The sequence below is a fragment of the Methylovirgula sp. 4M-Z18 genome, assembly GCF_037890675.1.
Classification (GTDB): domain Bacteria; phylum Pseudomonadota; class Alphaproteobacteria; order Rhizobiales; family Beijerinckiaceae; genus 4M-Z18.
In genome coordinates this window covers 4,493,947-4,506,722 of the sequence record NZ_CP149574.1, presented here as the reverse complement: position 1 = coordinate 4,506,722, position 12,776 = coordinate 4,493,947, and the positions used below count along the sequence as shown (strand labels likewise).

General features: G+C 60.5%; 12 protein-coding genes and 1 tRNA gene. 7 read left to right on the top strand and 6 right to left on the bottom strand.

Annotated elements, in window-relative coordinates; translation table 11 throughout:
* Window positions 1-15 precede the first annotated feature (15 nt).
* The 3 genes from rsmG to V9T28_RS20820 are packed head-to-tail and all read left to right on the top strand — an operon-like array spanning window position 16 to window position 2,414.
* The gene (gene rsmG / locus V9T28_RS20830) at window positions 16-666 is read left to right on the top strand and encodes a 16S rRNA (guanine(527)-N(7))-methyltransferase RsmG (RefSeq protein WP_116401871.1); all 651 of its coding nucleotides are present in this window, start codon (window positions 16-18) and stop codon (window positions 664-666) included.
* A 27-nt stretch (window positions 667-693) separates the two neighbouring features.
* Complete coding sequence (locus tag V9T28_RS20825; protein ID WP_116401870.1) at window positions 694-1,506, top strand: ParA family protein; 813 nt, start codon at window positions 694-696, stop codon at window positions 1,504-1,506.
* A 17-nt stretch (window positions 1,507-1,523) separates the two neighbouring features.
* Complete coding sequence (locus V9T28_RS20820) at window positions 1,524-2,414, top strand: ParB/RepB/Spo0J family partition protein (protein ID WP_116401869.1); 891 nt, start codon at window positions 1,524-1,526, stop codon at window positions 2,412-2,414.
* Window positions 2,415-2,453: 39 nt separating this feature from the next.
* On the opposite strand, the gene holA is transcribed toward V9T28_RS20820, so the two are convergent.
* From holA to V9T28_RS20795, 5 genes are all read right to left on the bottom strand, one after another.
* Window positions 2,454-3,479, bottom strand: coding sequence for a DNA polymerase III subunit delta (gene holA / locus V9T28_RS20815; RefSeq protein ID WP_116401868.1), 1,026 nt, complete (start codon window positions 3,477-3,479; stop codon window positions 2,454-2,456).
* 181 nt (window positions 3,480-3,660) lie between these two features.
* Window positions 3,661-4,086: a DUF302 domain-containing protein gene (locus V9T28_RS20810; RefSeq protein ID WP_116401867.1), complete on the bottom strand. Its 426-nt coding sequence runs from the start codon at window positions 4,084-4,086 to the stop codon at window positions 3,661-3,663.
* A 108-nt stretch (window positions 4,087-4,194) separates the two neighbouring features.
* On the bottom strand, window positions 4,195-4,740 hold the full coding sequence (lptE, locus tag V9T28_RS20805; RefSeq protein ID WP_116401866.1) for an LPS assembly lipoprotein LptE: 546 nt from the start codon (window positions 4,738-4,740) through the stop codon (window positions 4,195-4,197).
* On the bottom strand, window positions 4,727-7,393 hold the full coding sequence (leuS, locus tag V9T28_RS20800) for a leucine--tRNA ligase (protein ID WP_116401865.1): 2,667 nt from the start codon (window positions 7,391-7,393) through the stop codon (window positions 4,727-4,729). Before leuS ends, lptE begins: the two co-directional genes overlap by 14 nt.
* A 99-nt stretch (window positions 7,394-7,492) precedes the next feature.
* On the bottom strand, window positions 7,493-8,272 hold the full coding sequence (locus V9T28_RS20795) for a hypothetical protein (RefSeq protein ID WP_116401864.1): 780 nt from the start codon (window positions 8,270-8,272) through the stop codon (window positions 7,493-7,495).
* A gap of 45 nt (window positions 8,273-8,317) precedes the next feature.
* Here V9T28_RS20795 and V9T28_RS20790 point away from each other — a divergent pair, with 45 nt between their 5' ends.
* The 3 genes from V9T28_RS20790 to V9T28_RS20780 all read left to right on the top strand — a co-directional run bounded on the left by V9T28_RS20790 (window position 8,318) and on the right by V9T28_RS20780 (window position 11,274).
* Complete coding sequence (locus V9T28_RS20790; RefSeq protein WP_116401863.1) at window positions 8,318-8,968, top strand: glutathione S-transferase family protein; 651 nt, start codon at window positions 8,318-8,320, stop codon at window positions 8,966-8,968.
* Window positions 8,969-9,217: 249 nt separating this feature from the next.
* Window positions 9,218-10,357, top strand: coding sequence for a GGDEF domain-containing protein (locus V9T28_RS20785; protein ID WP_116401862.1), 1,140 nt, complete (start codon window positions 9,218-9,220; stop codon window positions 10,355-10,357).
* A 230-nt stretch (window positions 10,358-10,587) separates the two neighbouring features.
* Complete coding sequence (locus tag V9T28_RS20780) at window positions 10,588-11,274, top strand: YggS family pyridoxal phosphate-dependent enzyme (protein WP_245424168.1); 687 nt, start codon at window positions 10,588-10,590, stop codon at window positions 11,272-11,274.
* On the opposite strand, the gene V9T28_RS20775 is transcribed toward V9T28_RS20780, so the two are convergent.
* Window positions 11,265-12,572, bottom strand: coding sequence for an MFS transporter (locus V9T28_RS20775; protein ID WP_199500196.1), 1,308 nt, complete (start codon window positions 12,570-12,572; stop codon window positions 11,265-11,267). The two genes, V9T28_RS20780 and V9T28_RS20775, sit on opposite strands and share 10 nt — an antisense overlap.
* A 119-nt stretch (window positions 12,573-12,691) precedes the next feature.
* Between V9T28_RS20775 and V9T28_RS20770 the strand changes: the two genes are divergently transcribed.
* Window positions 12,692-12,765: transfer RNA gene (locus tag V9T28_RS20770), tRNA-Gly, on the top strand.
* Window positions 12,766-12,776 lie beyond the last annotated feature (11 nt).

Here is a 12,776-nt window from a genome sequence, read left to right as displayed (position 1 = left end):
TCGGCAGACCACGAAATGTCAAAGCAGACCAACACGTTAAACGATTATCAGACCGCCTTAAGTCTCATGGATGTTTCACGTGAAACGCTGGAGCGCTTGCAAATCTATGCCGATTTGCTGATAAAGTGGCAGAAGACGATCAATCTGGTCTCACCCGCAACGTTGCCGCATCTTTGGGTTCGGCATATCGCCGATTCTGCGCAAGTGCTGGATTGTGCGCCCGAGGCGCGGGTGTGGGTGGATATCGGGTCGGGCGGCGGCTTTCCTGGTCTGGTTACCGCCATGCGTTTGGCAGATCGGCCGGATGCGAAGGTGCATTTGGTGGAAAGCGACCAGCGCAAATGCGCCTTTCTGCGCGAGGTCTCACGGGCGACGGGCGCGCCGGCGGAAGTTCATGTGGGGAGAATTGAAACCATTCTGCCCGGCTTGAACATCGAGGTGAACGCCGTTTCAGCACGGGCCTTGGCGCCTTTGGCGCAATTGGTCGACTATACGAAGAATCTGCTGGAGAAAGGCGCGATCGGCGTGTTTTTAAAGGGGCAAGATGTCGATAAAGAATTGACCAGTATAGTGAAATATAGTAACCTTAATTATCAACTGAAGTTAAGTAAAACGCATCAGGATGCGCGCATCGTGATTGTAAAGTTACGCGATGCATCAACATAGTTCATGTAAAATTTCCGGAGTTATTTCATGGCTCTCAATCCTGGTGTTAGAATTCTCGTTCTTGCCAATCAGAAGGGCGGCGTCGGCAAGACAACCACGGCGATCAATCTGGGCACTGCGCTGGCCGCGATTGGCGAGCGGGTGCTGATCGTCGATCTCGACCCGCAGGGCAATGCGTCCACCGGGCTCGGCATCAATCGCAAGGACCGTTCGCTCTCGACCTACGATGTGCTCGTCGGCGAGCAGCCCTTGAGCGCGGTCATTCGCGAAACCGCGGTGCCGCGGCTTTGCGTCGCGCCCTCGACGCTCGATCTGCTCGGCGTCGAACTCGAAATTTCGCCGCACAAGGATCGCGCGTATAAATTGCGCCATGCGGTGCAGACGCTGGTGTCATCGGCACCGGACTCCGAACGTTTCACCTATGTGTTGGTCGATTGCCCACCGTCGCTCAATCTGCTGACGATCAATGCGCTGGTCGCGGCCGATTCCGTCGTCGTGCCGCTGCAATGCGAATTCTTCGCGCTCGAAGGTCTGTCGCAATTGCTGTCGACCGTCGATCAGGTGAAGCGCACGCTCAATCCTGAGCTCACGATTCACGGCATCGTGCTGACGATGTTCGATCCGCGCAACAATCTCGCGACGCAGGTCGTCGCCGACGTGCGCAAGTTCATGGGCGACAAAGTCTATGACACGATCATCCCACGCAACGTGCGCGTGTCCGAAGCGCCGTCGCATGGCAAGCCGGTGCTGCTCTACGATTTGAAATGCCAAGGCAGCCAAGCCTATTTGCGCTTGGCATCGGAAGTCATTCAGCGCGAGCGCAGTTTGCGCGCCGCATAGTAAGAAGCAGGTCGATCATGTCAGAAGACTTTCCACGTCAGCGCCTCGGCCGTGGTCTTGCCGCTCTGCTTGGCGATGCGCCAGAAGAGCCTGTGGCACAGCGCGAACCGGTTCGTGGCGGACGGCGCGTGCCGGTCGAATTTTTGCGGCCCAATCCAAAGAATCCGCGTAAAGCTTTTGCGGAAGAGGATTTGGAAGATCTCTCGAATTCCATTCGCGAGAAGGGGGTCATTCAACCGATTCTCGTGCGTGCGATCAGCGGCTTAAGCGACGCGTTCGAAATCATTGCCGGCGAGCGGCGCTGGCGCGCGTCGCAGCGCGCGGGTTTGCACGAAGTGCCGGTTCAGGTGGTTGAAGCGACCGACAAGGAATCGCTCGAACTTGCGATTGTCGAAAACGTGCAGCGCGCCGATTTGAACGCGCTCGAAGAAGCGCAAGGCTACCAGCATCTCATTGCCGAATTCAGTTACACCCAAGACGATCTGTCGAAGAAGATCGGCAAGAGTCGCAGCCATGTGGCAAACACGCTGCGGCTGTTGCGCTTGCCGGAATCTGTGCGGCGCATGTTGAGCGATGGCGATTTGTCGGCGGGCCACGCACGCGCCCTGCTGGCCATTCCAGATCCCGAAAAGCTGGCGAAACTCATTGTCGAACAGGGCTTGAGCGTGCGCGATGCGGAGCGCGCCGCGCAAGTGCAATTGGAAGATGCGACGACCAAGGCCAAGGCGCCGCGCAAGGCATCGATCGAGAAAGATGCCGACACGCGCGCGCTGGAGCGCACCTTGACCGATGTGCTGGGCTTCGTCGTGACGGTCGACCATAAGGATCCCGGCGGCGAATTGCGGATCAAATATAAGAACCTCGAACAGCTCGACGAATTGAGCCACCGGCTGAAGGCGTTCGGGTAACGAATGGAGCGCGGCCTGGAAGGCTGCGGTCCATTCCATTCAGCGGCTTTTCGCCGCGAGCGCTACGGCCCAAAGTGCACGCACCGCAATCACTTCGCCGAGACGGGGCTCGCGCCGGGCGCGGCCGACGGCTTCGGCGAGAATGGCGATGGCGCGCGCCAATTTCGTTTCGCTCCAGCCGTTCAATTGCCGCTGAACGGTCGCTTTGCGTTTCCAGAACAATCGCGGCATAGCGGACATCAGTGCGCCCTCCAAGGGCTTGCCGCCGTCGATATCGAGTCTTGCACGATGCAGGCTGATTGCATGCCGCAGCGCCGTGCCGATGAGAACGCCGGGGTCGCCGCCTTCCATCCACACCCGGGCCGCCGTTTCGTCGATCGAGCCGTATTGGCCGCTGAACGCGCCATCGATGGCTGTGTCGACGGACAGCGCTGATGCGTCCGTGACGATCGCCTCGACGTCCTGTGCGTCGATCTGCTTTTGCCCATGCGCATAAGTGACGAGCTTGCTCAGTTCCGCGCGCGTGGTGAGCCGGTCCGCGCCGAGAAGATCCGCCAGCATTTGTCTTGCGTCTTGCGAAATCGTCAGGCCAGCTGCGTGAAGTTCGGCGTCGATGAGTTTTTGCACGGCGGCGGCATCGTCGGGATAGCATTCGATCGCCGCCGCGGCTTTCTCCTTCTCAAGCAGCTTGCGCAGCGGCGCGTCTTTTTTCAGCGCTCCGGCGCCGATAATGATCGCGCAATCCACGGGTGGCGCGGCAAACAGCATTTCGAGCGCCGGCGCAAAATTCTTCGATCCCGCGTCAACTAGAATGGCGCGGCGGCCGCCGAACATCGGAATCGTATTGGCTTCGTCGACAAGGCGCAAGGGATCTGCGGCGACATCGTCGCCGTCGAGACGAATGAGCTGAAATGGATCGGCGACATCGTCCACGCTCGCTTTGGTTAGCGCTTGAACGCGCTCGGCGATGAGCCCCGGATCGTTGCCGTGAATCAGGAAGGCAAAGATCGCCTTCGGCGGATCAGCGAGAAAGCGATCGGCATCGGCATTCTTGATGGCAGTCATGACGTCGTGCCGCCTTCAGTTTTCGTAACGATCAAAGCCTCCATGGCTCCATATCGTCTTAGAGCATTTTCCAGCAAAGTTGCCCGACTTTTCGGTTAAGAACCGAAGGTCCGCGTAGCGAAAATGCGACAAAACAAAGATGTAGAATAATTTCGCGATTCTGAAAGAACGCAAAATTGCTCTAGGAAACCGTCGCGAAGAGCTTGCCCACCTTTTCGCTCAGCTCAGCCGCAAGTTCTTGCAGAGCGGGATAGGGTTTGAAGAGCGATTCGACCCGGCGGCAACGCACGGTGATCGCGCCGTCACGCCCCTCCATCACGACGGCTTTCAAGGGGATTTCCGGAAAGGCGGCCGGATCGAGAGCGAGCAGGCGGGCGGCGTAGCGCGGATGGAAAAACAGGATTTGCCGCGCACCGAGGATCGAGTACCCACCCCGTTCCAGCAGCATCTGCGGATTGATTTCATGAATCACCCCCATATCCAGCGTTTCGATTTCCCGCTTCAACCGATCGATTGTTGCATGAAACCCAAGCGTCGACCGGACAACGCATTGATCTTCCGAAACGGATGGCTCGGCATAATCCACTTGGATCAAATCTTGTGTCATGTCGTCGAGCTTCGGTTTGAAAGGTTGGACGGTCTGGTCCCATATCTTCGACTGGAATTGTCAACTTAATCAGTCGACAATTCCTACCAAAATACCGTCACATCCACGCTACGGCGTATTCTGCGCCAATGCCCCGGCCAGGCGCGTGCGGATCTGATCGGCCAACACTTTCGTGTTGCGAATCTCCGCATCGCGCGCCGCGCGGATATTGGCGAAACGGTTGTTGCTGCGCGTGTAATCGGCGGAGCTTTTGGCTGTCCCAGTCACGACCGGCGCACCGCCGCCAGCCGGCAGAAGCTTATAATCCGCATCGAGGACGACGGTTGCCGCCGCGGCATAGCCGCCGAAGGAATTGTACAGCGGCACTTGCACGCTTTCGCGCACTGTCACCAGAAGATGATATTTCGGCTCGGGCGCCTGGCCCGTTCCGTTGAGCGCGAAGATCAATTCGTTGCCGAGATAGTGGCCGACGCGATCGGGGATCGGGTCGACCTTGATCGCCTGCAATTCCTTGACCAGCGGCGAACCGTCCGGACCGGTCGAGGCGAATTCGGGCTGGAAGCAGCCGGCAAGCGGCGTGGCGAGCAGCAACAGGGCGGCAAAACGCGCGCCACGCGCGAGGCCGGACATCTGGTTTCGCTTAAACGACGACATTGACGATCCTTCCGGGTACCACAATGATCTTCTTCGGCAGCTTTCCCTCGAGCGCGCGCTGCACCGATTCAACCGCCAATGTCGCAGCCTCGATATCCGCTTTCGACGCGTCGCGCGGCACGCGCACGTCGCCGCGCTTCTTGCCGTTCACCTGCACCGGCAGCACGAGCTCATCTTCTTCCACCAGCGACACATCGGCAACCGGCCAGGCCGCTTCCGCGACCAGATCCTGGTGGCCGAGCGCCGCCCAGCATTCTTCGGCAAGATGCGGCATCATCGGCGCGAAAAGCTGCACCAATATGTCGCCGGCTTCGCGGAAAGCATAGCGCATGTCATCGCCGATCTGCGCGTCGTCGATTCTACCGATCGCGCTCGACAGCGTGTTCACCAGCGTATTGATATGCGCGATGCAGACATTGAACCGTAGCCGCTCCACATCGGTGCCGACCTTGATCAGCGCGTCATGCACGGCTTTGCGCACGGCGAGGGCGGCGTCCGAAAACTGGTTCGGGGCAGCCGCGCCGGCCGGCAGAGCAGCGTCGCTCAATTCGCCAACGAGACGCCACAATTTCTGGATGAGACGGGCCGCGCCCTGCACACCTTCCTCGGTCCAGATGACGTCGCGCTCGGGCGGCGAATCCGAGAGCACGAACCAGCGCGCCGTATCGGCGCCATAGGTGCCGATGATCTCGTCGGGATCGACCGTGTTGCGGCGGGATTTCGACATTTTCTCAATCGAGCCGATCTCGACTTCCGAGCCGTCGCTGAGCAGATAGGCGCGGCGGCCATTGGCGCCGCTCTCGATGCGGATTTCACTGGGTGCGACCCAATCGCCCGCCTTGCTGCGATAGGTCTCATGCACCACCATGCCTTGCGTGAACAGGCCGGCGAAAGGTTCCTTCACGCCGCCGTGGCCGGTGATCTGCATCGCACGAGCAAAGAAGCGCGAATAGAGCAGATGCAGAATCGCATGCTCGATACCGCCGATATATTGATCGACCGGCAGCCACTCATTGATCGCCTGGGGCGTCGTCGGCGCATCAGCATTGTGCGGATCGGTGAAGCGGGCGAAATACCACGAGGAATCGACGAACGTGTCCATCGTATCGGTCTCGCGCCGCGCCGCCGCGCCGCATTGCGGACAGTTCACGTGCTTCCAGGTCGGATGCCGGTCGAGCGGATTGCCGGGCTGGTCGAAGGCGACATCGTCTGGCAGTTTCACCGGCAGGTCTTTGATCGGCACCGGCACCGTGCCGCACACTTCGCAATGGATGATCGGGATCGGGCAGCCCCAATAGCGCTGGCGCGAAATGCCCCAGTCGCGCAGGCGGTAATTCACTTGCCGCTTGCCCTGCGGCGCATTGCGTGTGGCGCTTGCGCCATTCGCAACAATTTCGGAGCTCTCTTCGATGCGGGTCGTTTCCAGCCGCTTGGCCACTTCCTCTTTCGCCTGCGGAATGGTCATGCCGTCGAGGAAGCGCGAATTGATCATCGTGCCGTCCCCGTCATAGGCGGTGTCGGTGATCGTGAAGCTCGCGGGATCGATGCCAGGCGGGCAGACGACGGGCGTAACGCCGAGGCCATAGGCGTTGACGAAATCGAGGTCGCGCTGATCGTGCCCCGGGCAGCCGAAAATCGCGCCCGTGCCGTAGTCCATCAGGATGAAATTCGCGACATAGACCGGCAATTCCCATGACGGATCGAACGGATGCACGGCGCGGATGCCGGTGTCGTAGCCCTTCTTCTCGGCCGTCTCCAAAGTTGCGACGGACGTGCCCATGCGGCGGCACTCGTCGATGAAGGCCTGCAGCTTCGGGTCGTTCTGCGCGGCTTTGGTGGCAAGCGGATGGTCGGGCGCGATCGCCATGAATTTCGCGCCAAACAACGTGTCTGGACGCGTCGTGTAGATTTCGAGCTCGTCGGCGCTGGTCGCATTGGCGCGCAAGCCGAAACGTACCAGCAGGCCTTCCGACTTACCGATCCAATTGCGCTGCATCAGCCGCACTTTTTCCGGCCAGCGGTCGAGCGTCTCCAGCGCCTGCAGCAACTCGTCGGAGAAATCCGAAATCTTGAAGAACCATTGCACGAGTTCGCGCTGCTCGACCAAGGCGCCGGAGCGCCAGCCGCGGCCGTCGATCACCTGCTCGTTGGCAAGCACCGTATGATCGACCGGGTCCCAATTGACTTTCGATTTCTTGCGATCGACCAGGCCGGCGCGCAAAAAGTCGAGGAACAGGCGCTGCTGATGCTTGTAATAGCTCGGATCGCAGGTGGCGATTTCGCGCGACCAATCGAGCGACAGACCCATGTTCTTGAGCTGGCCGCGCATGTGATCGATATTGGCGTAGGTCCATTTCGCCGGGTGGGTGTTGTTCTGCATCGCGGCATTTTCCGCCGGCATACCGAACGCGTCCCAGCCCATGGGGTGCAGCACGTTGAAGCCACGCGCCCGCTTGTACCGCGCCACGACGTCGCCCATGGCGTAATTGCGCACGTGCCCGACATGGATGCGCCCGGACGGGTAAGGGAACATTTCCAAGACGTAATATTTGGGCCGCGGGTCGGCGTTCTCGGTCTTGAACGTCCCGCGCTCGGTCCAGATTTTCTGCCATTTCGGCTCGGCTTCGCGGACGTTGTAACGGTCGGGTCTCATCGGATGGGTCGGATCGCTTCGTAAAAGATGAAAGATGCGGCAAGAAGCATGATTTTCCCTGCCGGGTCAATGGAGAGCGCCTAGTTGGACCGAGACCGGTCACTCCGCCGGCTGGGTTGTCGGCTGGTGCATGCGGAGCAGTGACACGCCCTGGACGGCAAGGGCGCTCAGGACGGCCGTGACGTAGGTCACCGGCAGGCTGAACTGCGTGAGCATCAGGCTCAGCACATAGAAGAAGACGGCAAAACCGAAAAGGGCGGCGGCCATACCGCGCATCACTTGGGCGGCCGCCAAATCGCCCAGCATGCGATGGGCGAAAACGGTCAGAATGATCGCCATGAAGGGGATCGAGGCGAGAATGCCGCTCATCTGGGGCCCGACATAAGGCGCGATCAGCGTCACGCCGACGACGAGAAACGTGATCAGCACCATGCGCGCCGGCAAGTCCCACCAGGGCGAGCCGACGCGCTCGGCGCGCACGAAACTACGCGGAATGAGGGCGAGCGCCAGGAAAAGCCCGGCGATCGAGAGCAGAAACAGCCAAAGCCGCGACACGCCGGCCCATTGCAGCGCGCCGGAGACGAGCGCAAAGGCGAAGCAGGCCGTGGCCAAAGCGGTCGGCCATCCGCGCGCCGCCATCCGACAATAGACGATGCAAAAGCAGGCTTGCGCCGCTGTCGCGGCCAGCGAGCCGGCCGTGGCCCGTGCCGCAAAGTCGATCCCGTGCTCCAGCGCCAAAAACACCGAAATCGGCCCCGAGGTCAGGGGCAGGCCGACGAGAAAGCCGCCGATCGCCTCACCCCAGCGGCGGCTCGCGAGGCTCGCGGCGAGCAACAGCAGCGGCGTGACGGTGAGTTTGAAAAGCAGCAGGTCGTTCATCGGCTTGGGTATGACAGGAAGAAGCGAACGAAGTATGAGTGCACAATGACCAAATGTATCGTTTACGGCGATTTTTCGAGTGCCTATGTGCGCACGGTGCGCCTGACGCTCCTCGAAAAACACGTGCCCTTCGATTTGGCCGAAGTGGATGTCTTTGGGGCGGATGGACCACCCGACACCTATCTGGCACATCATCCGTTCGGCCGCATCCCCGCATTTTCTCATGACGGATTTGAGATTTTCGAGACCCACGCGATCTGCCGCTATATCGACGAGGCCTTTGACGGCCCGAGCCTGCAGCCGCGGGACGTCAAGCTGCGGGCGCGTATGGCGCAAATCGTGGGTCTGCTCGATTCCTATGCCTACCGGCCGATGGTGTGGGACGTCTTCGTCGAGCGCGTCCGGCGTCCGCTGCAGGGCGCCGTGTCCGACGAGGCCAAGATTACCTCGGGGCTCGCGAAGGCCAAGCGGGTCTTGGACGTCTTGGAAGATCTTCTGTCCGATTATGCCTGGCTCGCTGGTCCGGCCCTGTCGCTCGCCGATCTGCACTTCTATCCGATGATCGATTATTTCTGCGCCGCCGGCGAGGGCAGGGCGCTTGTCGCGGCCCACCCGAAATTGGAGGCGTGGCGACGCCGGTGCGCGGACCGCGAGTCCATCAAGGCCACGGTGTCGCCGCCGCTCTTGCAGATTTGAACCCCACCGGCGCGGAATGAAGCCAAAATGCCTTTCAGTGGCTTTCCGCGATGCATCTTCTTGGGTATATATCATAAAATTCAGGATCGATTTTCTGGTGCAATGGTGCATTCATCCAGCAAACGGTGGGCACGTGTTTCAAGATGCGATTGCTCATGAGCCTCATCAATCCACCCCCAATGCATGATTGGGAATCCGAATTCCTAAGACATAGCAAGTTCTAATCTCACGCGAACCGACACGTGGACCATGGTGCTCGACGGCATTACCGTTCTTTTCGACACAGCGCTTCTGTCGGTCATTGTCGGGGCGTTGCTCATTTTCGCGGGCACCCGCCAGAACGGCGACCGTTCCTTGCCGATCTGGGGTGCGGGCTACCTCTGTGCGTCCGCTGGAGTGTTCCTGTTTGCATTGCGCTCGCACATTCCCGATATCTGGTCGGTCGATCTCGGGGGCAGCGGGCTCATTCTCGCCTACGGTCTGTTTTTTGCCGGCGTGCGCCGTTTTGCGGGGCATCGGACGCCGCTCTGGGTCATCTTCGCCGGATCTGCGATCTGGTTGTCGGCGTGCCGGATCGAAGCGTTTTACAATTCCGGTCAGGCGCGCATCATCCTCTTTTCGGGGATCGATCTGGCGTATCTCGTGGTGACATGTGTCGCCCTCGCGCGCATCCGTGAGGCGCTGCCGTCGAAGGCGCCCTTGGTCTTCGTGCTTGGGCTCCATTCGGTCGCCTATTTTACGCGGGCACTCAGCGCGTTTTTCATTCCGTCCCCGAGCGGCACCCATATCGTCATCACGCCCTGGTTCATCGTCCTCGCGGTGGAGAGCTTTTTCCATCTCGTGGCGTCGAGCCTGCTTCTCGTCACCATGTCGAAGGAACGGTCCGAAAACCGCGTGCAGCGGTTGGCATCGATAGACTCGCTGACCGGCCTGCACAACCGTCGCTCTTTCCTGGAACAGGCCTCCTTGAAATTGAAAGGGAGCGCGCAAAGGATGCGACCGGCCTGCCTGCTCATGATCGACATCGATCATTTCAAGGCCATCAACGACGAGGCGGGACACCAGGCTGGCGACAAGGTTTTGCAGGAAGTCGCCATCTTGCTGGAGCGAGGGGTGCGCCCGATGGATCTGTGTGGACGGCTCGGCGGCGAGGAATTCGTGTGCTTCCTTGCGGATTGCGATCGCTCGCAAGGTCGCGACGTGGCAGAGCGGCTGCGCCTGACGATCCAGAGGGAGTTGGCCGGCCTGACCGTGAGTGTCGGGGTTGCGTGCACAGAGGACATTTCCGCCGAGGTAGACCTGGAGCACATGCTCTTGGCGGCGGACCATGCGCTCTATGCGTCCAAGAAAGAGGGGCGCAACCGTGTCACGCTGGCGAGAGTCGCCTGAGCGGACGCGGTTCCTTCGCACAGACCGTGACGGCCAATTGTAAAATTCTTCTGTCAAATGTGACTGATCTATTGCATGAGCTAAACGTCTTTCTCTTGTCCGATACCAACGGTCACGAAGAGTGACCGTTGGTTCCTTTCTTCATTTTTCGCCCTTCAAGGCGATGTTGAAAAATGAAGGGCTGTCCAAAGGTCGCTTCCGCGACCTTTGGTGTAACAAATGGTGCGCGTGTGTCTGAAGATGTGGTTGCGAATTGGCGGAGCGTTTGTTCGGAGATCGCGCGCGCCGCGACCGATTGCGGCCGGGCGGCGGCGGACGTCACGCTCGTCGCCGTTTCGAAAACCTTTGATGGCGATCACATTTGGCCGGTGATCGAAGCCGGTCAGCGGGTGTTCGGCGAAAATCGCGTGCAGGAGGCGAAAGCCAAATGGCCGGATTTGCGCGCGCGCACCAAGACGCTGGGCGCGGGTGCGATTCAACTGCATTTGATCGGGCTGCTGCAATCGAACAAGGCGCGCGAAGCAGTAGAATTGTTCGATGTGATCGAGACTGTCGACCGGCCGAAAATCGCCGAGGCGCTTGCAGGCGAGATCGCCCGTCAGGGCAGGCATCCGCGTCTCTATGTGCAGGTCAACACCGGTGCCGAGCCGCAGAAGGCCGGCATCCTCCCCGAACAGGCGGATGATTTCATCGCGTCCTGCCGTGGCCTGGGGCTCACCATCGACGGCCTGATGTGCATCCCGCCGGTCGAAGGGCTCGCCTCACCGCATTTTGCGCTGCTCGCGCAAATTGCGGTGCGCAACCGCGTGCCGAAGCTTTCCATGGGCATGAGCGCGGATTATCCGCTCGCCATCCAGAACGGCGCGACACATGTGCGGGTCGGCAGCGCGATCTTCGGCCATCGCGATCACGGGTGATCGAACGCCGCCGCCGCGGGCTGCGCGCGGCGCAGAACGAGCACCAAAATGCAGCCCACCGCCGAGAGGATCGCCAGCGGCATCAGCCCAAGCGTGAAACTGTCCGTCGCTTCCTTGATGCGGCCGAGCAGCCACGAGCCGAAAAGGCCGCCGAGATTGCCGACCGCGTTGACGAGCGCGATACCGGCCGCCGCCATGCCCGAACCGAGCCATTGCGTTGTCAGCGCCCAGAACGGCCCCTTCATCATATAGGTGCCGGCGACGGCGATGCAGAGCAGGATCAGAAGCGCCGTCACTCCATTGGTGAGCGGGGCGACGGCCAGGCTGACCGCCAGAAGGGCGAGCGGAAAGGCCGTGTGCCATGTGCGCTCGCGAAGTTTGTCCGAATTCAGCCCCCACAGGATCATGGCGACGCTGGCGATGGCGAAGGGAATGACGTTGAGCCAGCCGGTCTCCATGTCGGTGAGATCGAAGCTTTTCAAGATCTGCGGCTGCCACAGCGACAGGCACTGGCTCGCCCCCGAAGCGCCGGCATAGATGAAGGCAGCCGCCCAGACATAGCCGTTGCTCAGCACCGTGGCGAGGGGCACTTTGGCGGCTTGGCCCTTGCTTTCCCGTTCTTCCGCCAGCGCTCGGTTCAGCCAATCCTTCTCCGCGGCGCCAAGCCAATTCACCTCGCGCGGGCTCGACGGCAAATAGAGATAGGCGATCACGCCGAGCAGGGCCGCCGGAATGCCTTCCAAAACGAACAGCCAGCGCCAGCCAGCCATGCCGAGCCAGCCGTCGGTTTGCAACAAGGCGGCCGAAATCGGCGAGCCGAGCAGGCTGGAGACCGGAATCGCCACCATGAACAGCGAGATGATGCGGGCACGGTAGGCCGCGGGAAACCAATAGGTGAGATAGAGAATGACCGCCGGGAAGAAGCCGGCCTCCGCCGCGCCGAGCAAAAGGCGCATGGCATAAAAGGACGTCGGTCCGGCGATGAAAGCGGTCGCCGCCGAAACGAGGCCCCAGGAAATCATGATGCGGGCGATCCAGATCCGCGCCCCGACCTTCTGCATGGCGAGGTTGCTCGGAATTTCGAACACCACATAGGTTAGATAAAACAATCCGCCGCCAAAGCCGAAAACCTCCGGCGAAAGGCCGATGTCCTTGTTCATATGCAGGGCAGCAAAGCCGGCATTCACCCGGTCGACGAAGGCGATGAAATAGGCCAGCATCAAAAAGGGGATGAGCCGCCAGGTGATCTGGCGCATCGTGGCGTCAACGTTTGGTTCTGAAAATGGAGTGTTGCTCATCATTCCTCCCGCATTTTAAGGAATATGAGCATCGCCGGCCGGTCATGTCCAGGGAGGAGGCGTGGGCGTCCGATCGCATTGACAATACGGGCCCGCTCCTTTAGCTCATTCAACTGAGCGCGGGTATAATGTAATGGCAGCCTGTCAGCTTCCCAAGCTGAACGCGCGGGTTCGATTCCCGCTACCCGCTCCATCTTCCAACTT